We start from the raw sequence: 18,615 nt of genomic DNA, 5'->3' as shown, positions 1-18,615 counted from the left end.
ATCACGGTGAACCTCGGGGGTAACTCAAACGTGTCCGGGTCGGATGTTGACGATATTGACTTATCACTGTTAAGTTAGCGCTGGTATCTCAGCGGAAGGATTGCGACGTGCTGCAACGGATCGCACACCTGGCCATCGCCGCCCCGCGGCGGATCATCGTCATCGCGGCGCTGGTGATGGCGGCCTGCGGGTTCTTCGGAATTCCGGTGGCCGGTCACCTGTCCGCTGGAGGATTCCAGGACCCCACCTCCGAATCGGCGCACGCCACCAAGCTGCTGGTCGACAAGTTCGGCCAGGGCGACATGGAGTTGTTGATCAGCGTGACCGACGACGGCACCGAGGGCGCGCAGAGCCCCGCCGCGCGCTCGGTCGGCGCCGACATCGCTGCGCAGCTACAGGCCTCCCCGTACGTGGCCGACGTCGTCTCCGCGTGGAGCGCGCCGCCGACCGCTGCGCCGGCGATGGTCAGCAAGGACGGCAAGACGGGCCTGATCGTCGCCGGGATCACCGGCGGCGAGAGCGAGGCCCAGAAACACGCCAAAGAGCTGACCGACCGACTCGTGCACGACCGCGACGGGGTCACCGTGCGTGCGGGCGGCGAGGCGATGACGTACGTCCAGATCAACACGCAGAGCGAAAAAGACCTGCTGATGATGGAAGCCATCGCGATCCCGCTGAGCTTCGTCGTGCTGGTCTGGGTGTTCGGTGGGCTCATGGCCGCCGCGCTGCCGTTGGCCGTCGGCGGGTTCGCGATCCTGGGGTCGATGGCGGTGCTGCGGGGCATCACGTTCATCACCGACGTGTCGATCTTCGCGATGAACCTCTCCATCGCGATGGGTTTGGCACTGGCCATCGACTACACACTGCTGATCATCAGCCGCTACCGCGACGAACTGGCCGAGGGCGCCGACCGCGACCGGGCACTGGTGCGCACCATGGCGACTGCGGGCCGCACCGTGTTGTTCTCGGCGCTGACGGTCGCGCTCTCGATGGTGGCGATGGTGTTGTTCCCGATGTACTTCCTGCAGTCGTTCGCGTATGCGGGGGTCGCGGTGGTGACGTTCGCGGCCGTAGCCGCGATCGTGGTGGCGCCCGCGGCGATCGTGCTGCTCGGCGACCGGATGGATTCCCTCGACGCCCGCCGCCTCGCCCGCTGGGTGTTCAACCGGCCGGACCCCGTCCGCAAACCCGTCGAGCAGATGTTCTGGTACCGCTCAACCAAATTCGTTGTACGACGGTCTGTTCCAATCGGTCTGGCGATCATCGCCCTGCTGCTGTTGCTCGGAGCGCCGTTCCTCGGCGCCAAGTGGGGCTTTCCCGACGACCGCGTGCTGCCGGAGTCCGCCTCGGCACGACAGGTCGGCGACCAACTTCGCGACGAGTTCGAAGTGGACTCCGCGCGCAACGTCACCGTTGTCATTCCGGACACCCGACAGATCGCGCCGAGCGACCTCGACGGCTACGCGGCCGCGCTGTCACAGGTGCCCGACGTGTCGTCGGTGTCGGCGCCCGGCGGCACCTTCGCCGATGGTAGACCCGCGGGCCCGCCGTCGGCGGCCACCGGATTCGCCGACGGCAGCGCGTTCCTCACAGTGGCGAGTGCCGCGCCGCTGTTCTCCGACGCCTCGGAGGCCCAGCTCGACCAGCTGCGGGCAGTGAAAACGCCAGGCGGGGTGCCGGTCCAGCTGACGGGTGTCGCGCAGATCAACCGGGACAGCTCGTCGGCGATCACCTCGCGACTGCCCCTTGTGCTCGGCGTCATCGCGGCGATCACATTCGTGTTGCTGTTCCTGCTGACCGACAGTGTCGTGTTGCCGTTGAAAGCGTTGGTACTCAACGTCTTGTCACTCACTGCGGCGTTCGGCGCGCTGGTGTGGATCTTCCAGGACGGCCACCTCGGCGCCTTGGGCACGACGCCCACCGGCACGCTGGTGGCGAACATGCCGGTGCTGTTGTTCTGCATCGCGTTCGGATTGTCGATGGACTACGAGGTGTTCCTGGTCTCTCGCATCCGCGAGTACTGGCTGAAGTCGGGGCGGACCCGCGAGGACAACGACGAGAGCGTCGCTCTGGGATTGGCGAAGACGGGGCGCGTCGTGACCGCCGCGGCACTGCTGATGGCGATCTCGTTCGCGGCATTGATCGCCGCGCAGGTGGCGTTCATGCGGATGTTCGGTGTCGGTCTGACCCTCGCGGTGCTGGCTGATGCGACACTGGTCCGCATGGCGTTGGTGCCCGCGTTCATGCATGTGCTCGGCAGGTGGAACTGGTGGGCGCCCAAACCGCTGGCCCGCCTGCACGAACGCATCGGTTTGCGCGAGTCGGCGGACGAGGTGGCGCCGGTGAAGGAACCCGTCGCAACCCGATGAGACGAAAGCGCGCACCGCGGGGTTCCGGTGAGCAGTTACGGGAAGAGATCCTCGACGCGACAACAGAGTTGCTCTTGGAGACCGGTCACGCCAAGGAGGTGTCGATCCGGTCGGTCGCTCAGCGTGTCGGGGTGACTCCGCCGTCGATCTATCTGCACTTCGCCGACAAGGACGCACTGCTCGACGCGGTGTGTGCCAGATACTTCGAGAAGCTCGACGAAGAGATGCAGCAGGCCGCGGTGGGCCAGCCGTCGACGGTCGACGTGCTGCGCGAGCAGGGCCTGGCGTATGTCCGCTTCGCCATGAAAACCCCGGAGCTGTATCGCATCGCCACCATGGGCGAGGGCCGGCCCGGCAGCGATGTGGAGGTGGCGCTGAACAGCTCGGCGTTCCTCCACATGCGCGGTGCGGTGGAGGGTTTGATTCGCGAGGGCGTCTTTCCCGCCGGTGACCCGACGGCCGCGGCCATGGAGATGTGGAGCGTCGCCCATGGCGTCGCGGCGCTGGTGGTCTCGAAGCCCTATCTGCCCTGGGGCGATGTCGAGGCCTTCGCCGACCGCGTACTTGCCGCGGCGTGCCTCGGCCACATCGTCGTCGACATGGTCGACCTGGATGCGCCCGCGCACGAGGCGATAACGTGGCTCAAGGGGCGACTGAGCGTAGACGGGACAACGGATGAGCAGCAGCGTGGATAACCCGTTCTTCGCGCGGGTGTGGATGTATCTTTCTCGGCACGAAACCGACGCGATCCAGCGGTTGCGCCGGGAGAACCTCGCGGGTCTGACCGGGCGCGTGCTCGAGGTGGGCGCAGGGACCGGGACGAATTTCGCGTTCTACCCCCCGACGGTCACCGAGGTGGTGGCCGTCGAACCCGAACAGCGGCTAGCGGCGATGGCGCATCAGGCGGCCGCTGAGGCGCCGGTCCCGGTGACCGTCAGCGGTGACGCCGTCGAGGACTTCGCGCTGTCTTTGGGGGGAGCGCCGTTCGACGCGGTGGTGTGCTCGATGGTGTTGTGCTCGGTTGAGGATCCGAACAGCGTTGTGCGGCAGTTGCACTCGCTGCTGCGCCCAGGCGGAGAGCTGCGCTACCTCGAGCACGTCGCGAGCGGCGGCTTGCGCGCCGGGTTGCAAAAAGCAGCGGACGCCACGCTGTGGCCGAGGTTGCTCGGCAACTGTCACACGCATCGGCACACCGAGCAGATCATCAGCGGTGCAGGCTTCGCGGTGTCCGGCGCCCGGCGGGAGTGGACTATGCCGGCCTGGGTGCCACTGCCGGTGGCGGAGTTCGCGATCGGTCGCGCGGTCAAGTCGTGACGGGGACCGCTAACCGAGGAGAGTGGGCAGGCGCTGCAGCAAGCCGGGCAGCGCGGTGGCCGCCGACTCCCGAACTACCGCCGTCGCGGCCTCCGACAGCGGCGTGGGCTCAGGGTTGACCTCGACGACGGCCGTGCCGTTCGCCAGTGCCAGTTCGGGCAGGCCCGCCGCCGGGTACACGATCGACGACGTGCCGACCACGATCACGATGTCGGCGCCGGTCACCGCCGACACCGAACGCTGCCACGCATCCTCGGGCAGCGCCTCGCCGAACCAGACCACATTCGGCCTGATCAGCCCGCCGCACGGGCATTGCGGCGGGTCGACCGTCTCGACCGGCTCGGGCATGGCGGGCAGCTCGCCGTCGTATGCCGATTGGCAGTAGTCGCAACGAAACTCGAACAGGCTGCCGTGCAGGTGGTAGACGTTCTTGCTGCCTGCGCGCTCATGCAGGTTGTCGACGTTCTGCGTGACCACGTGCACGTCCGCGTAGTCCTGCCAGTCCGCCACGGCCAGGTGCCCGTTGTTCGGCCGTACCGAACCCATCATGTAATGCCGCCACAGGTACCACGCCCACACCTTCTCCGGGTTTGCCTTCCACCCGTCCGAGCTGGAGATCTCATAGGGATCGACCTTTGCCCACAGCCCGGTTTCGGCGTCGCGAAACGTCGGCACACCGCTTTCGGCCGAGATACCCGCACCGCTGAGGACCGTCACCTGCACATGACCAAACTAGCCGCTTGGGTGATACTGGGGCACGTGACCGAATTGGGGGATTGGGTTCGCCTCGACCAGCAGGCTGCGGGGCCGCTGTTCGACCAACTCAGGACACAGGTGATCGACGGTGTCCGCGACGGCCGCCTGGCGCCGGGGACGCGCTTGCCGACGGTGCGCGAACTGGCTGGTCAGCTCGGACTCGCAGTCAACACCGTGGCTCGTGCATATCGTGAGCTGGAATCGGCAGGCATACTCGAAACACGGGGCCGTTTCGGTACTTTCGTGGCGCGAGCGGATCCGGCAGACGCCGCGATGGCCTCCGCGGCGCACTCGTTCGTCTCAGCGGCCAAGGCGCTGGGGGTGGGCAAGGTCGACGCCCTGCGCTACATCGAAACGGCCTTCGACTAGCCGAACTCCAGCAGCGTCAGCACCGGCCGCACGTTGTCGAACAGCGTGACCCGTTGCACAGTCCACGTCAGGGCGTTGAACACTTTGCCGCGACCGGGCGGCAGCGCGACGTCGTGCACCGCACGGATGCCGGGGATGTCGTTGACCAGATTCGCGGCCTCCGACGGCGTCAGGCTGAACGGCATCGGCGGCACGCGGTAGCGCAACGACGGCCGAAGCATGCCCCGGCTGATCCACTTGGCGAACCACGCGGGTGGAAGGTCGAACATCATCCGTCCACCGGGGAACCGCTTCGCGCATTCGGCGATCAGACCCAGCGACTCCTCGGGCTGCAGGTACATCAGTAGTCCCTCGGCGGTGATGAACACCCCGTCATCCGAGTCGACCCGGTCCATCCAGCTGAAATCCAGCGCGGACTGCGCGCACAACTGCACACGGTCCGACGCAGGCAGAAGTTTGCGGCGCAGGTCGATCATCGGTGGCAGATCGACGGTCAGCCAACGGAATTGATCGCTGACACTCTCGAGGCGATAGAAGCTGGTCTGCAAACCCTCAGCGAGCGCCACCACGGTGGCTTTCGGATGATCGGCGAGGTAGCGGCGGGCCTGACGGTCGAATGCCAGTGCCCGGACCGCCATGTCCTGACGCCTCGTGAAACCGAACTTGGCGAAGTCGAACTCGATGGAGTCGGCCAACTGGATCGCCATCGGATCATCGATGATCGAGTCGGGCCGACGTGCCTCGTTCGCGCGGACCTGCAACGTCATCAGCGCTGTTTCGGAGACGCCGGTCAAAACGGTGCCGTCGGCTTTGGACGTGGGAGCGGTCGGTGTCACACCAGTGAATCTACCTACCGCAGCACTTTGTCCAGCGTGCGCAGGTTTCGGGTGGTCGTCGACGACTTGTACCGCTTCTTGCCCATCGTCTTGCCGATGGTGGTGTCCAGCGTTCCCGTCTTGGGCACCTGCCAGTAGATGACACCTTCGCCGCGCTCGATCTTCTCGTCGGGCTGGGCGTCGCCCGCGAGCGCGGCGAGTTCGGAGAGCACCTGCTCATCGGTCACGAACGTGACGTAGGAGTGGTGTCCTTCGACCTCGCGGTCGAACGGATAGGCCTCGGAGATCGCCCGCACGACGTCCAGCTCGTAGGCCAGCACCCAGGCGTCGTAGCCGAACGTGTCGCGCAGCGCCTTCTCGGCTTTCTTCCGCACGGCCGCGACGTCGGAGCGGCTGCTGAGGAGAACATTCCCGCTGGCCAAAATCGTTCGCACGTCGGTGAATCCGGCGTCCTCGAACGCCGAGACCACCTCGGCCATCTTCAGGTTTATTCCGCCGACGTTCACTCCGCGCAGGAACGCCGCGTAGCGCGTCATCCGAACTCCAGCAGCGTGATGCTCGGCCTGCCGCGGCGGTAGAGGGCGATGCGGTCCAGCGGCGGCCATGCGGCGATCTTGAACATTGCGCGCCCGGGCGGATAGGCGATGTCGCGTGCGAGACGTACCCCGGGGATCGTGCCCGCAAGTGCCTCACCCTCGTCGGCGGACATCGAGAACGGCATCGGCGGCGCGAGGTAGCGATCGGAGAGCCTGAGCTTCCCGCTGACCGTGCGCTTGCTGAACCACTGCGGAATCGAGTCGAACATCATCGTCCCGCCGGGGAAGCGGGCCGCGCAGTCACGGATCAGGCCCAGCGCGTCGGCGGGCTCGAGGTACATCAGCAGACCCTCGGCGGTGATGAACGCGCCGTGCTCTGCGTCGACCCGGTCCATCCAGCTGCGGTCCAGTGCCGATTGAGCCAGCGCGACGATCCGGTCGTCGTGCGGCAAGAGCGTCTCCCGAAGCGCCATGACAGGCGGTAAATCGACCGAATACCAGATCAATTCGTCAGCGACGCCGTGTCGCGCCAGGCGCCAGAAGCTGGTCTGCAGACCCTCGGCCAGCGCCACGACCGCCGCCCGGGGGTGAGCGCTCAGATAGCGCCGCGCCTCGGTGTCGAAAGCCACCGCCCGCAACGCGTGCGATTGGTTGGGGTTGCCGAACTTGAGGTAGTCGTAGGAGATCGCGTCGAACAACGTGACCGCCCACGGGTCGCGGATCACCCCGTCGGAGCGCTTGGCCTCGCTGGCGCGGTTGTGCAGGGTCCACAGCGTGGTGGCCGAGACGCCTTCGAGAATGTTGCCGTCGATCGTGGACTCACTCATCGAGTCGATCGTAGAGACGTACGCTCGAAGCATGGGACGGCAGGTTTTCGACGACAAGCTTTTGGCGGTGATCAGCGGGAACTCGCTGGGTGTCCTCGCCACCATCAAGCGCGACGGCAGGCCGCAGTTGTCCCATGTCTCCTACTACTTCGATCCGCGTCAGCAGACGATCGCCGTGTCGATCACCGAACCGCGGGCCAAGACCCGCAACCTGCGGCGCGATCCACGAGCGTCACTTCACGTCAGCTCCGACGACGGATGGTCGTACGCCGTCGCCGAGGGCGATGCGGTCCTGACCCCGCCCGCCGCATCGCCGGACGACGAGACGGTCGAGGCGTTGATTGCCTTGTACCGCAACATTGCCGGTGAACACCCAGATTGGGACGACTACCGGCGCGCCATGGTCGAAGATCGCCGCGTCATGATGACCCTGCCGATCGCGCACCTGTACGGCATGCCGCCGGGGAAAAGGTAGAGCACTCGACGATCGGCAGGCGCTACGCTGCCGTCATGGCCGATGAACCGGAAGACGACACAAAGCGCAGGTTCCGGGAAGCGCTGGAGCGGAAGAAGGCCCAGGCGGCGGGCGGTTCTGACCACAAGGACAGGGGAGCTAAGCAGCCGAAAGCTCACGGGCCACTCGAGAACCGTCGGGAGTTCCGCCGTAAGAGCGGGTAGCCAGCCGGCGCACCAGCACCAGGGCGGCGGCTCTCACACCTGCCCTCCGGTCAAAGCCAGCAGCTGGCGCGTGCGGGCCTTCGCCAGGTCGCAGTACGACCGCGCGGCCACACGTGCGGCGTCGGCGTCGCCCACCTCGAGGGCCGTCAGCAGGTCGCGCTGCACGGCCAGGAACGCCGCCGACGACTGCGCGGTGACGCCGAAGCTTCTGGCCATGACGTTCTTGATGCTCAACGCCCCGAACGCCGCGATCAGCAACGGGTTCTTCGACAGCGCGACGATCGACTCGTGGAAGGCGTAGTTGGCGTCGAGGTACGCGTGGAAGTCCTCGAAGTGATCGTCGACCAGGTAGCGGGCCATGGTGTCTAGGTGGTGCCGCGCGACGTCGAGCTGCTTCGGATCGGCCTGACCCGCAACGCGATCGATGACGCCCAGTTCGATGGCCAGCCGCGCCTCGAAGGTGTCGTCGGAGGTGCGCACGTCGAACGGGGCGATGACGTAGCCACGTTCGGGGTCGCGCCGGATGAGGCCGTCGGTCGCCAAGCGGGTGAGCGCGTAGAACGCACGGGCCCGGTCTCCGTCGATGACGTCGGCGAGTTCGTCGACCGTGATCACCTGACCGGCGGCGAACACCCGGCTGAGCACCATGTCCCTGGCCTGCTCGTAGGCGCGGTCGTTGCGCTCGAATTCGAAACGCCCGAAGCCGCCTCGGAAGTAGGTCAGCGGGGCCGCGCCGTCGCGCGCGGTCGCGGCCACCACGTGGCCGAGGAACACCGAGTGGGTGCCGCCGGAAACCTGCTCGGTGACTTCACATTCGAGCGCGGCGATCGCCTCGGCGAGGATCGGCACCTCGCCGACGCCACGGACGATCTGCACACCGGCGAACTTGTCCGGTCGCGGGGTGGCGAACAGGTACGCCAGATCGCCGTGCGACTGACCGAGCACGTTCACCGTGAACCTGCCGCTACGCTCGATGGCGGCCGCAGTGGGCACGGAGTTGTTGACGCAGGCGAGCATCATCGGCGGGTCCATCGACAGAGACGTCACGGAACTGGCGGTCATGCCGTGGTCTCGGCCGTCGACCCTGGTGGTCACCACGGTCACTCCGGTGGCCAGATGACCGACGACATGACGGAACAGGTCCGCGTCGACCGCGTCCGCGGTGCTCACGTACTCCTGCGTCATGACAGATCTCCCGTCGTTCGGGTCGGTACGTCAATTGAACGTCGGACGTCCACAGCAATCACTCACGGAATGCGGCACGTCGGCGCGCGAAGTTCACGTCCGGCGACAATGCGCACCCGTTGAGTGGCCCCTTGACTGATCGTTGTGATCAGAGCTGCCGTGGTGGGCCTGGGCTGGTGGGGCCGCAAAGTGGTGCGCGACCTCGACGCAAGCGAATACGTGCAGGTCGTTGCCGGTGTCGATGTCGACCAGGACGCGCGGACGGCCATGCAGCCCTGGTTGACCGACATCCGGATCGACCTGGACGAGGTGTTGCGCGACGACGGGGTTGACGCGGTGATCCTGTGCACCCCGCACAAGTTCCACTCCGATCAGATCGTCGCCGCCGCAGGCCGGGGCAAACACGTCTTCTGCGAAAAGCCGCTCAGCACAACAGGTCACGACGCGCAGCGTGCGGTCGATGCGATCACTGCGGCGGGCCTGCAACTCGGTATCGGACACGAACGGCGTTTCGAGCCGGCCGTCATGGCGATGCGGCAGGCGATCGCCGACGGTGAACTCGGCACCCCGTTGGTCTTCGAGGGCAATTTCAGCCAGGACAAGTTCCTCGACCTGCCCGCCGACAACTGGCGGCTATCGGCCGTCGAGGCGCCGGTCGGCCCGCTGTCGGCGACCGGAATTCATCTGGTGGATCTGGCGATCAGCATCTTCGGACGACCCACGCAGGTGTGGGCGCGGTTGTCCACACAGGCCACCAATTTCGCCAACGGCGACACCCTGGCGATCACCCTTGGATTCGAGAAGGGCCAGACGGCACTCATCACGGCCATCCTCGCGACACCGTTCGTCGGCCGGGTGGCACTGCTGGGCTCCGAAGGATGGATGGAGATCCGCGACCGCACCCACCCAGAAGACCCGCACGGTTGGGACGTCACCCGTCAGGTCCGCGGTGCGAGGGCACAGTCGCGGTTCTACCCACCGCACCCATCGGTGCGGGAGAACATCGAAGCGTTCGCCCGGGCGGCCGCAGGCGCAACCAGCTATCCGATCCCGCCGGAGGAGATGGTGGCCAACGCACGCACCTTCGAGGCGATCACCCGCTCGGCGCTCAGTGGGTCGGTAGAGGCCGTGCAGTAGTGCGGCCCACTAGGATCGCCATGTCCATGACGCTTGATCGAGACCCCGACGCACAGTCCGCCGACATCCCGATGCCGGCGCCGCTGCACCTGTGGCGCGACGAGCGGCCGTTGCCCGACTGGGTGCAACAGTTGGCCGAGGAGTTCGACGTCGACGAGCTGGCCGACGTCATCATCGGCCGGTGCTTGTCGATCGCGTTCCCGAACCAGGCCCACGACGACGAGTTCCGCGGCTACCTGACGGCCAGCATCCGGGCCAACGCCCGCTGCCTGCGCTCGGTCATCGCCGGCGAGCTGGTCCTCGAGGACGTGTACCTCGAGCAGGTGCTGTCGTTCGCGAAAGTGCAGGCGCAGCTACGGATTCCGCAGAAGGCCATGCAGCGGTCGTACCGGGTCAGCTTCTTCACGATGTGGGAGGCGTGGAGCGCGCACCTGCGCCAGGTCATCGCCGAGCGCGACATCGACCGCGACGAAGCGGCGCTGGCGCAGCAGCTGCTGACCCAGACGATCCTCGGCTATCAGGACTTCGTGGCATCCCAGGTCGCCGAGACCTACACCCGTGACTACGAGGCGCTCAACCGGTCGCGGGCGCACATGCGGCGTGGCATGGTCAGGGACATCCTGCGCGACGAGGGTGGCGTCCTGTCGGCGTCGGACGCGGCGATCCTGTCCTACGACCTGACCAGCAGGCACATCGCGGTGCTGCTGCCGACAGTCGCCGAAGGCGCCGCCACCCAGCTGGCCGTGGGGCTCCGCGCCGCCGTGAGCTGTCAGCACTCGCTGGTCTACCCGCTGACGCTGTCATCGACGGTGGTGTGGCTCGGCCGGATCGGCGAGTGGAAGCGCACGGTGCTCGAGGCGCTGGACGCCGTCCTGGTCGAGGCCGGCGTGCCCGCGACCGTCGGCGACTCGCACGCCGGTATCGACGGCTTCCGAGCCACGCTCGCCGAGGCACTCGACGCCGAACGCATCAGGGCGGCATGGGACCGGCCCTCGGCGCCCTCGGTGGTGCACCACCGTGATGTCGGATTGGAGATCCTGCTGATGCGCGACCCGTCGCAGGCACGCCAATTCGTCGAACGCGAGCTCGGCGCGTTGGCGGGCGACACCGTCGAAGCGGCGCGGCTGCGCGAAACACTTGAGGCCTCGTTCCGCTTCGGGTCGCACGTGGCCGCCGCCGAGCACCTGCAGCTGCACGAGCACACCGTGCGCAACCGTCTGCACAAAGCCGAAGAGCTGCTTGGTCATTCGCTGAGCGAACGCCGCACCGAGCTTCAGGTCGCCGCGCGGCTGATGCGGTTGCTGCAGGGCGTCGAGCGGGGCTAGTCCAGCACGGTGGCGCAGAGCAGGCCGGCGAATTTCTCGGGCTCCTCGATCGCACACGCGTGCCGGCCGGGAAGCCAGTACACCGTCCCGTCGCCGGTCATGCGCGCCAGCCACGTCGCGGCGTCGCGGAACGGCGGCGCGTCGTCCTCGCCGCAGACGACCACGACGGGCACGGTCAGCGCGGCGACGCCGTCGCGTACGTCGACCCCTGCCAGCAAGTCGCAGCTGCGCGCGTAACCCTCCGGGTCCGTCGCGGCGAATGTGCGCCTCGCCTGCTCGACCCGCGGATCCGCGGCCGCGGCCAGGTTCGCGCTGAACCACATGGCGGCCATCGGCTCGACCAGGGAGCTCAGCCCGCCCGACCGGGCGATCTCGGCGCGATCTCGCCACATTTGTTGCATGGGTTGCGGATACACCGACACGGTGTCCACCAGCACGACGGAGGCGACGAGGTCGGGCCGCGTGGCCGCGAGCTGCTGGGCCACCAGACCGCCCAGCGACATGCCGACCAGATGCACCGGCTCGTCCACCTGTTCGGCGACGGCCGCCGCGTAGGCGTCGACGCCGGCTCCGAGCGGCGGTAGCGCGCACGCACCGTGCCCGGGCAGGTCGAGTGCGGTGCTCGGGTGCGGTCCGAGTTCGGCGCGCACCGGGTCCCAGAACCGCGCGTCGGCCCCCAGTGGGTGCAGGAGGAGAAACGGCGCGCTCACGGCAGTCGCTCGTAGTCGTGGGGGACCGGTGTTCTCGCGGCGTTCATCACCATCGCCAGTGTCGTGTAGTAGCCCACCGTGGCGATCACCTCGACGACGCCGGTGTCGCCGACGGTCCCGAGGGCCGAGGCGAAGGTCGAATCGCTGAGCGCTCGGGTGTTTTCGAGCTCGTCCACGAGTCGCCACACGGCACGGACGTCGTCCGGTCCGGTGATGTCCGCGCCGTCGCGGATCGCGGCGATGACGTCGTCGCCCAGCCCGGCGGCCCTGGCCAGTGGCGCGTGATGACCCCATTCGAAGTCTTGACCCCAGCGTCGGGCAACGATCAGGATCACCAACTCGGTCAGGTGCGGGGCGATCGCGGCGTCGAAACGCAGGTGTTCGCCGACCAACTGCAGTCGTGTCATCAGGTGCGGGCTGCGCAGCAGCGGGACGAACGGTCCGAACAGCGCGCCGCGCGGCCCGGACTCGATCTTCTCGACGGCGGCCCGCTGATCGGCGGTCAGCGTCGACGGCAGCGGCAGCCGGTCCGGTCCGCCCATCAGCTCGCGTTGATCCGCGGCATGACCTGTTCGGCCATCAACTCCATCGATCGGCGCGCCAATTCGGGGTCGGCCCAGTCCAACCCGGCGTAGACCAGCTCGCCGAAGTCGCCGGTCTGGTCCCGAAATGCGAGCAGCTGCTCGGCGACGTGATCCGGAGTGCCTGCGATCACCAGCTGATCGACCACGCTGTCGAGGGTCACCTCGTCGTCGGGCTGGTCACGGTGCGTCTTGAACAGCTCGAGGCGGCCGATTTTGCGCATCTTGGTCAGCATCTTGTCGTAGTAGAAGCGATACGGACTGCCGGTGTCGTTGCGCCCGTATGCCTCGGCGACTCGTTGATCGTCGTTGACGAACACGGTGCGGGCTACCCGCCAGTCGTCGGCGTTGGCCGCTTCGCCTACCGACTCCTTGCCCTGAACGTAGTTCGGCCAGTGCGTCGCAACCCACTGCGGTAGAAGAAAGTTGGCCGACAGCGGATGGAAGTTGCGGGCACCCATGGCGATGACGCCCTTCGAGAAGGGCGCGACGACGGTGCCGACGATTTCCGGACGCGGCTGCTGCAGCGGCTTTGGCAGGATTCCGACGCCGAGCTCCAGGTCGAGGGTGCGTTCGGTCGTGACGTTGAACCGGCCGCCCTCACGCACAAGTGAATACGGGGGTTCGCCCTCCCAGATCGCGGTGATGACGTCGATGGCCTCGGCGAACATCTCGTTGCGGTCCTGGTCGAGGATTCCGAGCGCTTCGGCGTCCGACGGCAGGGCGCCAGGGCTGATGCCGAGGATGAACCTGCCGTCGGCGAGGTGGTCGAACATCGCCGAATTCGCGGCCACCAGCACGGGGTGTTGCTGCGACAGGTTCGTCGTCCCGGTGCCAAGCCGGATCTGCTCGGTGTCGGAGATCAGCGTCGCGAGGAACACCAGGCTGTTGGTGATGTTCTCGTGGCGGTCGGTGAGATGCTCGCCGATGAACGCGTCGTGGAAGCCGAGCCGGTCGGCGAGGATGACCGCCTCACGGTCCTCCCGCAGGGTCTCCGACCAGTTCCGGCCGGCCGGATGAAGGGGCATCGAGAAGTAGCCGAGTCGCATGACGTCAAGTCAATGCCGCCGAACTCCACCGGTCAGTGGCGTCGGCCGCGAATTCCCGGCCGCCTCGATCACGACATTCGTCACCGCAGTCCTGCGTGACGGAAGCCGTCACAGGGCGCGACACCCGTCGGGACCGAAATTCACGGTCCACGACATAGGCCACCGGTCGCGCTGGCACTGTACTCAGCAGTGGTACGCATCACAGACGGGCACAACAGGAGGCCACCGTGAAAGTCCAGAAAACCATGCGCATTGCCGCGGCCGCGGGTTTGGCGCTCACACTCGTGGCGGGCTGTAGTGGTGGGTCGGGTGGCGGCGGTGGCTCCGAAGGCGACCCGCAGGTCATCCGCTTCGCGTTCGCGCCCGAGGCGGTGTGGGACATGATGAAGGACAACGGCACCCTGGCCAAGTGGGAGAAGGACAACAACGTCCGCATCGAGACCAGCACGACGTGGGACGAGTTCACCTACTTCGCCGGCGGCCACGGCGACATCGTCTCGATGTCCACCCAGGAGACGCCCGTCCTCGAGGCCGAAACCGGCATCAAGACGGTGACCTTCGGCAAATACAACTACCAGCGCGTCCCGATGTTCAAGCGCAAGGGCGACCCCTACAAGACACTCGCCGACATCCCTAAGGGTTCGAAGATCTGCGTGTCCGGGCCGACATCCAACGCCGCATTCTGGGGCGTACTCGCCAAGGAGATGCACGATCTGGACTACCGGGTCGGCGGCGGTGACTTCGACTTGCTCGTCAACGACCACTTCGTGAACCCGACGAACCTCCTGCGCGGCGACTGCGAGGCCGCAGCGATCATTCCCGAGGCCGCCATCCCGCAGATGCGCAAGGGCGAGTTGGAACTGATGTACGACGGAAAGTCGCCGTTCCAGCTCTACAAGGAGTTCGCGCCCAACAACGACGGACTGAACCACGTCAGCGGCAACAACTTCGTCGCCACGCAGGAGTGGTACGACGCCCACCCGGATCTCGCCGCGAAGTTCCTCGATTTGTGGCAGCAGGGCGTCGACCAATGGAAGGAACAGAAACCCGAGATCATCCAGAAGTATCCGCAGCACTTCTCGGTCGAGTCCGAAGAGGACATCAACTACCTCATCGACTACATGTCCGGAGACGCCGACTGGTTCGTCGACAAGGTCGCGATGGATGAGGCGTGGATCAAGAACGAAACGCAGCTGTGGGAGCTCATGAAGCATCTGCATCCCGACAACCCGAACTACCTCGCCGCAGACGCGCCGACCCCTCGCTTCGAGGCGATCACACCCCAGTGATGTAGGGCCGGGGCCGGCGCCAGCCGTCCCCGGCTGACCACCGACACCGAAAGGCCATCGTGGCAACGACGTTGGATTCGCCGCCGACACCGGCGAAGCGGACGAGCGAGGAGGACCTCGTCCGCGCCGCCAAGCGCAAAGACCGCATGACGACGTGGGGCTGGCGCATCGCCGGCTACGTGTTCTTCCTCGGCATCTGGGAACTCGCCTCAGGGCGCGTCATGGACGAGAACCTGCTGCCGGGTCCGTCGACGGTCTTTCGAACCTTCGGCGAGCTGTGGGCGACCGGCGAGGTGCCAGGCGCCTTCGCCACGACGCTGTCGCGCATCGCGGTCGGATTCACGATCGCGTTCGTCGTGGGTGTCGGCATCGGCATCCTGATGCAGAACCGCTTCCTCAACGGGTTCTTCCGGGACGCGGTGACGATCGGCGTGACGACGCCCGGTCTCATCTGGGCGCTGATCACGGCCATCATCTTCGGTAATCGAACCGTCGGGCCGCTCCTTGCGATCGTCCTGACGACTTTTGCAATCATCACCGTCAACGTGTCCGAAGGCATCAAGTCCCTGCCCAAAGACCTGCTCGACATGGCGAAGTCATTCGGTGTGTCGCTGTACAAACGCAACCGGCACATCGTGATCCCGCACCTTGCGCCGTTCATCTTCACCGGTGTGCGGTTCGGCTTCTCCATTGCGTGGAAGGTCACGGTGTTGACCGAGGTGTTCGCCGCGTCTGAGGGCATCGGTTTCGAGATGCGGACAGCCACACAGCTATTCCGACTCGATGAATTCCTGACCTGGATACTGGCGTTCTACGTGCTCGCGCTGTTCCTGGACAAGATCGTGCTCGAGTCGCTGGAACGACGGTTCTTCGCGTGGCGGGGGGAGCTCAAGTCATGACATCACCGAAACGTCCCGTGACGACCGCAGATCGATTGTGGCGCAGGTTCCGGCGGGCCTCACTGACCGGCCGGCTGCTGTTCCCGGTGGTGTGCGTGGTCTTCTGGCTGCTGGCGATCAAACTGGTGACCACCATCTGGCCCTTCGCCGTCGACGTGTTGCCGACGCCTCTGCAGGTCGTCGAGTTCATGTGGGACGAGATCACGCTGAAGACGGTGGCGCCGTACAACCTGTACGAGACCTTTGCCATCTCGTTGCAGCGCTTGGCGATCGGCATGGTCATCGCGTTGGTGATCGGTACGATCATCGGCGTCGCGATGGGTCTGTCCAAGGCGGTCAACGCGTTCTTCAACGACTGGGTGGTGGCCATTCTCGCCATGCCGAACCTCGCTTGGGCGCTGTTCTGCAGCCTGGCGTTCGGCTTCGGTGACATCGGACCCATCATCACCGTCGTGTTGACCGGGGTGCCATTCGTCATCATCAACGTCCGTGAGGGAGTGCGTAATACGCCTGCCGACCTGTTCGATATGGCGCGCGCGTTCGATGTGCCGCGACAGCGGGTCATCCGCCATGTGCTCATCCCGTCGCTGCTGCCCTTCTTGTTCGCCGCGGCCCGGTACTGCTTCGCACTGGGCTGGAAAGGTCTGGTCGTCGCCGAGGTCTTCGGCGGCATGGACGGCGCAGGGTGGACGATCAAGTTCTGGTACGACGCGCACCGCGCGTACGGCGTCATCGGATACGCGCTGTTCTTCGTGATCTTCGCGTTGGTGTTCGAGAAGTTCATGTTCGACCAACTCTCCAAGCGGATGTTCAAGTGGCGGCCCTCCCTGGACTCCGGTGATGTCGTCGAGCAGCAGTTCGACGCACCGACGAAAGCCGCTGTCGCCGCGGCGACCGCCACCGGTGCGGCGCTGGGCAGCATCTCACTGGCAACCGAAGGACCCGACGACTCGAGGAGCGAGAACGACAATGGCTGACATCGCGATCGACAACCTGCACAAGGAGTTCGGCCTCGGCACCGACAAAGTGGTGGCCCTGGAGAACGTCAACCTCAACATCAGCGGTCACGCGTTCGTTTCGGTCGTCGGACCGTCGGGATGCGGCAAGTCGACCTTGCTGAACATCCTGTCCGGTATCGACGTCCCAACCAGCGGACGGGTGAGCATCACGCAGAATGGAAAGCCTGCGCAGGCCGGTTATGTGTTCCAGGCGGCGCGGCTGCTGCCATGGCGCAGCGTGATGGAGAACATGCTGTTCGTGCAGAAGGACCGCTCCGAGTCGACGCGTGCGAGGTGCCAGCACTATCTGGAGATGGTGCAGCTCGGCGACAAGGGCGGCAAGTATCCCGGAGAATTGTCCGGGGGTATGCAGCAGCGCGTCGGTATCGCGCGCGCATTCTCGACCGAACCCGATGTGCTGTTCATGGACGAGCCGTTCAGTCACCTCGACGCGATCACCGCGCGCACACTGCGCAGGGAGCTGCACACGATCTGGGCGGAGACGGGCAAGACGGTGGTGTTCGTGACCCACGACGTGGGTGAGGCCGTCGAGCTGTCGAACCGAATCCTGGTGTTCGCCAAGGGCGGTCGCCTCGCAGACGACGTGACCGTCACGCTGCCGTTCCCGCGGGACGTCACCGACGCCGATGTCGCACTGATGAAGGCCGACGTGTTCAAGACGTTCGAGAACCTCGGCGCCATGGCGGTTACGTAGCCCCACCCGTACCTACCCGTACCTACCCGCGAACGTTCCGTACCGCTCGAATTCTTGATGACTCCTAGAGCGGTACGGAACGTTCGGCGAGGGTGGAACGCGATTGAGGTTCTGCGCGTCCTATCGCCATGGGTCCATTCATGGGCAGCGAGGCAGTTTCGGCGGGGGTTGTCACGCGGTATCAGCTCTCGACACGCTACGAAAAGGTGTACCGGAACGTGTATGTTCCGCGGGGGTACCGGATGACATCCGCCGACAAGGCATTCGCAGCGTGGCTTTGGGCAGCGCGGCGGGCGACATTGGCGGGTCTGTCCGCCGCTGCGCTGCACGGCTCGAAATGGATCGACGCGCACCTTCCGGCCGAACTGAACCAGCCGCATCGACACAAGACGAACGGCATTCTGCTGCACAGTGATGCGCTGACCGACGACGAGATCTGTGTCGTCGGTGGGCTGCCCGCTACCACGCCCGCGCGCACCGCATATGACATAGGCCGTCGACGCGGGCTCAAAACCGCGGTCATCCGACTGGATGCTTTGATGCAGGCGACCGATCTGAAGCCGGTCGATATCGAGCTGATGGCGGATCGCCACCGCGGCGCCCGTGGTCTTCTGCAGTTACGAGAAGCGGTCAGCCTTGCCGACGCCGGGTCAGAGTCGCCGCAGGAGACGCTCACGCGATTGATCTTGACGGACGCCGGTCTTCGTCCGAAGCGGACCCAGATCAATGTCTTCGACAACGACGGCGAGTTCGTCGGCCGAATCGACATGGGTTGGGATGACTGGTTGGTCGGCGTCGAGTACGACGGGGCCCAACACTGGGAGGATCCGGATGTCCGAGCCAAGGACATCGATAAGCAAGCCGAGTATGAAGCGCTGGGGTGGCGGATCGTCCGCGTGAGCAGCGATATGGTTCGTCGCCGGCCGCACGTCATCGTCGAGCGCACGCGAGCGGCATTGCGTGCTGCGGGTGCGCCAGTCTAGTGCCGCGAACGTTCCTTACCGCGCGACATTTTCGCCAGTTGTCCGGTGGTAAGGAACGT

General features: G+C 66.0%; 21 protein-coding genes. 13 read left to right on the top strand and 8 right to left on the bottom strand.

Annotation, left to right across the window (positions count from 1 at the left end; translation table 11 throughout):
• The first annotated feature begins 107 nt into the window (after nucleotides 1-107).
• Genes N4S67_RS01255 through N4S67_RS01245 form a run of 3 tightly spaced genes read left to right on the top strand, consistent with a single transcriptional unit; the run spans nucleotide 108 to nucleotide 3,683 of the window.
• The gene (locus tag N4S67_RS01255) at nucleotides 108-2,369 is read left to right on the top strand and encodes an MMPL family transporter (RefSeq protein WP_260991123.1); all 2,262 of its coding nucleotides are present in this window, start codon (nucleotides 108-110) and stop codon (nucleotides 2,367-2,369) included.
• Nucleotides 2,366-3,064 (top strand): TetR/AcrR family transcriptional regulator, encoded by a 699-nt coding sequence (locus N4S67_RS01250; protein ID WP_260991122.1) that lies wholly within the window; start codon nucleotides 2,366-2,368, stop codon nucleotides 3,062-3,064. The genes N4S67_RS01255 and N4S67_RS01250 overlap by 4 nt, the downstream gene beginning before the upstream one ends.
• Nucleotides 3,045-3,683: a class I SAM-dependent methyltransferase gene (locus tag N4S67_RS01245; RefSeq protein ID WP_260991121.1), complete on the top strand. Its 639-nt coding sequence runs from the start codon at nucleotides 3,045-3,047 to the stop codon at nucleotides 3,681-3,683. Before N4S67_RS01250 ends, N4S67_RS01245 begins: the two co-directional genes overlap by 20 nt.
• Before the next feature lie 9 nt (nucleotides 3,684-3,692).
• On the opposite strand, the gene N4S67_RS01240 is transcribed toward N4S67_RS01245, so the two are convergent.
• A complete protein-coding gene (locus N4S67_RS01240; protein ID WP_260991120.1) occupies nucleotides 3,693-4,406 on the bottom strand; it encodes an NAD-dependent deacylase in 714 nt (237 codons plus the stop codon).
• 36 nt (nucleotides 4,407-4,442) lie between these two features.
• Between N4S67_RS01240 and N4S67_RS01235 the strand changes: the two genes are divergently transcribed.
• A complete protein-coding gene (locus N4S67_RS01235) occupies nucleotides 4,443-4,808 on the top strand; it encodes a GntR family transcriptional regulator (RefSeq protein WP_260991119.1) in 366 nt (121 codons plus the stop codon).
• Here the strand turns inward: N4S67_RS01235 and N4S67_RS01230 are convergent.
• From N4S67_RS01230 to N4S67_RS01220, 3 genes are all read right to left on the bottom strand, one after another.
• Entirely contained in the window at nucleotides 4,805-5,575 is a 771-nt protein-coding gene (locus N4S67_RS01230) for a class I SAM-dependent methyltransferase (RefSeq protein ID WP_390893240.1), read from the bottom strand. The genes N4S67_RS01235 and N4S67_RS01230 overlap by 4 nt on opposite strands.
• 83 nt (nucleotides 5,576-5,658) lie before the next feature.
• Entirely contained in the window at nucleotides 5,659-6,180 is a 522-nt protein-coding gene (locus tag N4S67_RS01225) for a DUF1697 domain-containing protein (protein ID WP_260991117.1), read from the bottom strand.
• Complete coding sequence (locus N4S67_RS01220; RefSeq protein ID WP_260991116.1) at nucleotides 6,177-7,007, bottom strand: class I SAM-dependent methyltransferase; 831 nt, start codon at nucleotides 7,005-7,007, stop codon at nucleotides 6,177-6,179. Before N4S67_RS01220 ends, N4S67_RS01225 begins: the two co-directional genes overlap by 4 nt.
• Nucleotides 7,008-7,038: 31 nt before the next feature.
• Between N4S67_RS01220 and N4S67_RS01215 the strand changes: the two genes are divergently transcribed.
• A complete protein-coding gene (locus N4S67_RS01215) occupies nucleotides 7,039-7,482 on the top strand; it encodes a PPOX class F420-dependent oxidoreductase (RefSeq protein ID WP_260991115.1) in 444 nt (147 codons plus the stop codon).
• Between the two features lie 35 nt (nucleotides 7,483-7,517).
• A complete protein-coding gene (locus N4S67_RS01210) occupies nucleotides 7,518-7,685 on the top strand; it encodes a DUF5302 domain-containing protein (protein WP_260991114.1) in 168 nt (55 codons plus the stop codon).
• Between the two features lie 33 nt (nucleotides 7,686-7,718).
• Here N4S67_RS01210 and N4S67_RS01205 read toward each other — a convergent pair whose 3' ends face one another.
• Complete coding sequence (locus N4S67_RS01205; RefSeq protein WP_260991113.1) at nucleotides 7,719-8,870, bottom strand: flavin reductase; 1,152 nt, start codon at nucleotides 8,868-8,870, stop codon at nucleotides 7,719-7,721.
• A gap of 144 nt (nucleotides 8,871-9,014) precedes the next feature.
• Between N4S67_RS01205 and N4S67_RS01200 the strand changes: the two genes are divergently transcribed.
• A complete protein-coding gene (locus N4S67_RS01200) occupies nucleotides 9,015-10,007 on the top strand; it encodes a Gfo/Idh/MocA family protein (RefSeq protein ID WP_260991112.1) in 993 nt (330 codons plus the stop codon).
• A 26-nt stretch (nucleotides 10,008-10,033) separates the two neighbouring features.
• On the top strand, nucleotides 10,034-11,332 hold the full coding sequence (locus N4S67_RS01195) for a PucR family transcriptional regulator (protein ID WP_260991111.1): 1,299 nt from the start codon (nucleotides 10,034-10,036) through the stop codon (nucleotides 11,330-11,332).
• On the opposite strand, the gene N4S67_RS01190 is transcribed toward N4S67_RS01195, so the two are convergent.
• The 3 genes from N4S67_RS01190 to N4S67_RS01180 are packed head-to-tail and all read right to left on the bottom strand — an operon-like array spanning nucleotide 11,329 to nucleotide 13,672.
• Nucleotides 11,329-12,042 (bottom strand): alpha/beta fold hydrolase, encoded by a 714-nt coding sequence (locus N4S67_RS01190; RefSeq protein ID WP_260991110.1) that lies wholly within the window; start codon nucleotides 12,040-12,042, stop codon nucleotides 11,329-11,331. The genes N4S67_RS01195 and N4S67_RS01190 overlap by 4 nt on opposite strands.
• Nucleotides 12,039-12,584: a carboxymuconolactone decarboxylase family protein gene (locus N4S67_RS01185; protein WP_260991109.1), complete on the bottom strand. Its 546-nt coding sequence runs from the start codon at nucleotides 12,582-12,584 to the stop codon at nucleotides 12,039-12,041. The genes N4S67_RS01190 and N4S67_RS01185 overlap by 4 nt, the downstream gene beginning before the upstream one ends.
• Nucleotides 12,584-13,672: an LLM class flavin-dependent oxidoreductase gene (locus N4S67_RS01180; RefSeq protein WP_260991108.1), complete on the bottom strand. Its 1,089-nt coding sequence runs from the start codon at nucleotides 13,670-13,672 to the stop codon at nucleotides 12,584-12,586. The genes N4S67_RS01185 and N4S67_RS01180 overlap by 1 nt, the downstream gene beginning before the upstream one ends.
• Before the next feature lie 227 nt (nucleotides 13,673-13,899).
• Here N4S67_RS01180 and N4S67_RS01175 point away from each other — a divergent pair, with 227 nt between their 5' ends.
• The 5 genes from N4S67_RS01175 (at nucleotide 13,900) to N4S67_RS01155 (ending at nucleotide 18,556) form a co-directional block, all read left to right on the top strand.
• The gene (locus N4S67_RS01175; protein WP_260991107.1) at nucleotides 13,900-14,961 is read left to right on the top strand and encodes an ABC transporter substrate-binding protein; all 1,062 of its coding nucleotides are present in this window, start codon (nucleotides 13,900-13,902) and stop codon (nucleotides 14,959-14,961) included.
• A gap of 59 nt (nucleotides 14,962-15,020) precedes the next feature.
• Nucleotides 15,021-15,860, top strand: coding sequence for an ABC transporter permease (locus N4S67_RS01170; protein ID WP_260991106.1), 840 nt, complete (start codon nucleotides 15,021-15,023; stop codon nucleotides 15,858-15,860).
• Nucleotides 15,857-16,837: an ABC transporter permease gene (locus tag N4S67_RS01165; protein WP_260991105.1), complete on the top strand. Its 981-nt coding sequence runs from the start codon at nucleotides 15,857-15,859 to the stop codon at nucleotides 16,835-16,837. The genes N4S67_RS01170 and N4S67_RS01165 overlap by 4 nt, the downstream gene beginning before the upstream one ends.
• On the top strand, nucleotides 16,830-17,573 hold the full coding sequence (locus tag N4S67_RS01160) for an ABC transporter ATP-binding protein (RefSeq protein ID WP_260991104.1): 744 nt from the start codon (nucleotides 16,830-16,832) through the stop codon (nucleotides 17,571-17,573). Before N4S67_RS01165 ends, N4S67_RS01160 begins: the two co-directional genes overlap by 8 nt.
• A gap of 128 nt (nucleotides 17,574-17,701) precedes the next feature.
• On the top strand, nucleotides 17,702-18,556 hold the full coding sequence (locus N4S67_RS01155; RefSeq protein ID WP_260991103.1) for an endonuclease domain-containing protein: 855 nt from the start codon (nucleotides 17,702-17,704) through the stop codon (nucleotides 18,554-18,556).
• Nucleotides 18,557-18,615: the final 59 nt, after the last annotated feature.

Origin of the sequence: Mycobacterium deserti, assembly GCF_025345615.1 — a bacterium.
Taxonomy (GTDB): Bacteria; Actinomycetota; Actinomycetes; order Mycobacteriales; family Mycobacteriaceae; genus Mycobacterium; species Mycobacterium deserti.
This window is presented reverse-complemented; position numbering and strand designations above follow the sequence as displayed.

Coding starts and splice junctions, on each gene's coding strand:
- N4S67_RS01250 (WP_260991122.1), top strand. CDS start 2,366: ATGAGACGAAAGCGCGCACCGCGGGGTTCCGGTGAGCAGTTACGGGAA.
- N4S67_RS01245 (WP_260991121.1), top strand. CDS start 3,045: ATGAGCAGCAGCGTGGATAACCCGTTCTTCGCGCGGGTGTGGATGTAT.
- N4S67_RS01230 (WP_390893240.1), bottom strand. CDS start 5,575: ATGACGTTGCAGGTCCGCGCGAACGAGGCACGTCGGCCCGACTCGATC.
- N4S67_RS01225 (WP_260991117.1), bottom strand. CDS start 6,180: ATGACGCGCTACGCGGCGTTCCTGCGCGGAGTGAACGTCGGCGGAATA.
- N4S67_RS01220 (WP_260991116.1), bottom strand. CDS start 7,007: ATGAGTGAGTCCACGATCGACGGCAACATTCTCGAAGGCGTCTCGGCC.
- N4S67_RS01215 (WP_260991115.1), top strand. CDS start 7,039: ATGGGACGGCAGGTTTTCGACGACAAGCTTTTGGCGGTGATCAGCGGG.
- N4S67_RS01210 (WP_260991114.1), top strand. CDS start 7,518: ATGGCCGATGAACCGGAAGACGACACAAAGCGCAGGTTCCGGGAAGCG.
- N4S67_RS01205 (WP_260991113.1), bottom strand. CDS start 8,870: ATGACGCAGGAGTACGTGAGCACCGCGGACGCGGTCGACGCGGACCTG.
- N4S67_RS01195 (WP_260991111.1), top strand. CDS start 10,034: ATGACGCTTGATCGAGACCCCGACGCACAGTCCGCCGACATCCCGATG.
- N4S67_RS01185 (WP_260991109.1), bottom strand. CDS start 12,584: ATGGGCGGACCGGACCGGCTGCCGCTGCCGTCGACGCTGACCGCCGAT.
- N4S67_RS01180 (WP_260991108.1), bottom strand. CDS start 13,672: ATGCGACTCGGCTACTTCTCGATGCCCCTTCATCCGGCCGGCCGGAAC.
- N4S67_RS01165 (WP_260991105.1), top strand. CDS start 15,857: ATGACATCACCGAAACGTCCCGTGACGACCGCAGATCGATTGTGGCGC.
- N4S67_RS01160 (WP_260991104.1), top strand. CDS start 16,830: ATGGCTGACATCGCGATCGACAACCTGCACAAGGAGTTCGGCCTCGGC.
- N4S67_RS01155 (WP_260991103.1), top strand. CDS start 17,702: ATGGGTCCATTCATGGGCAGCGAGGCAGTTTCGGCGGGGGTTGTCACG.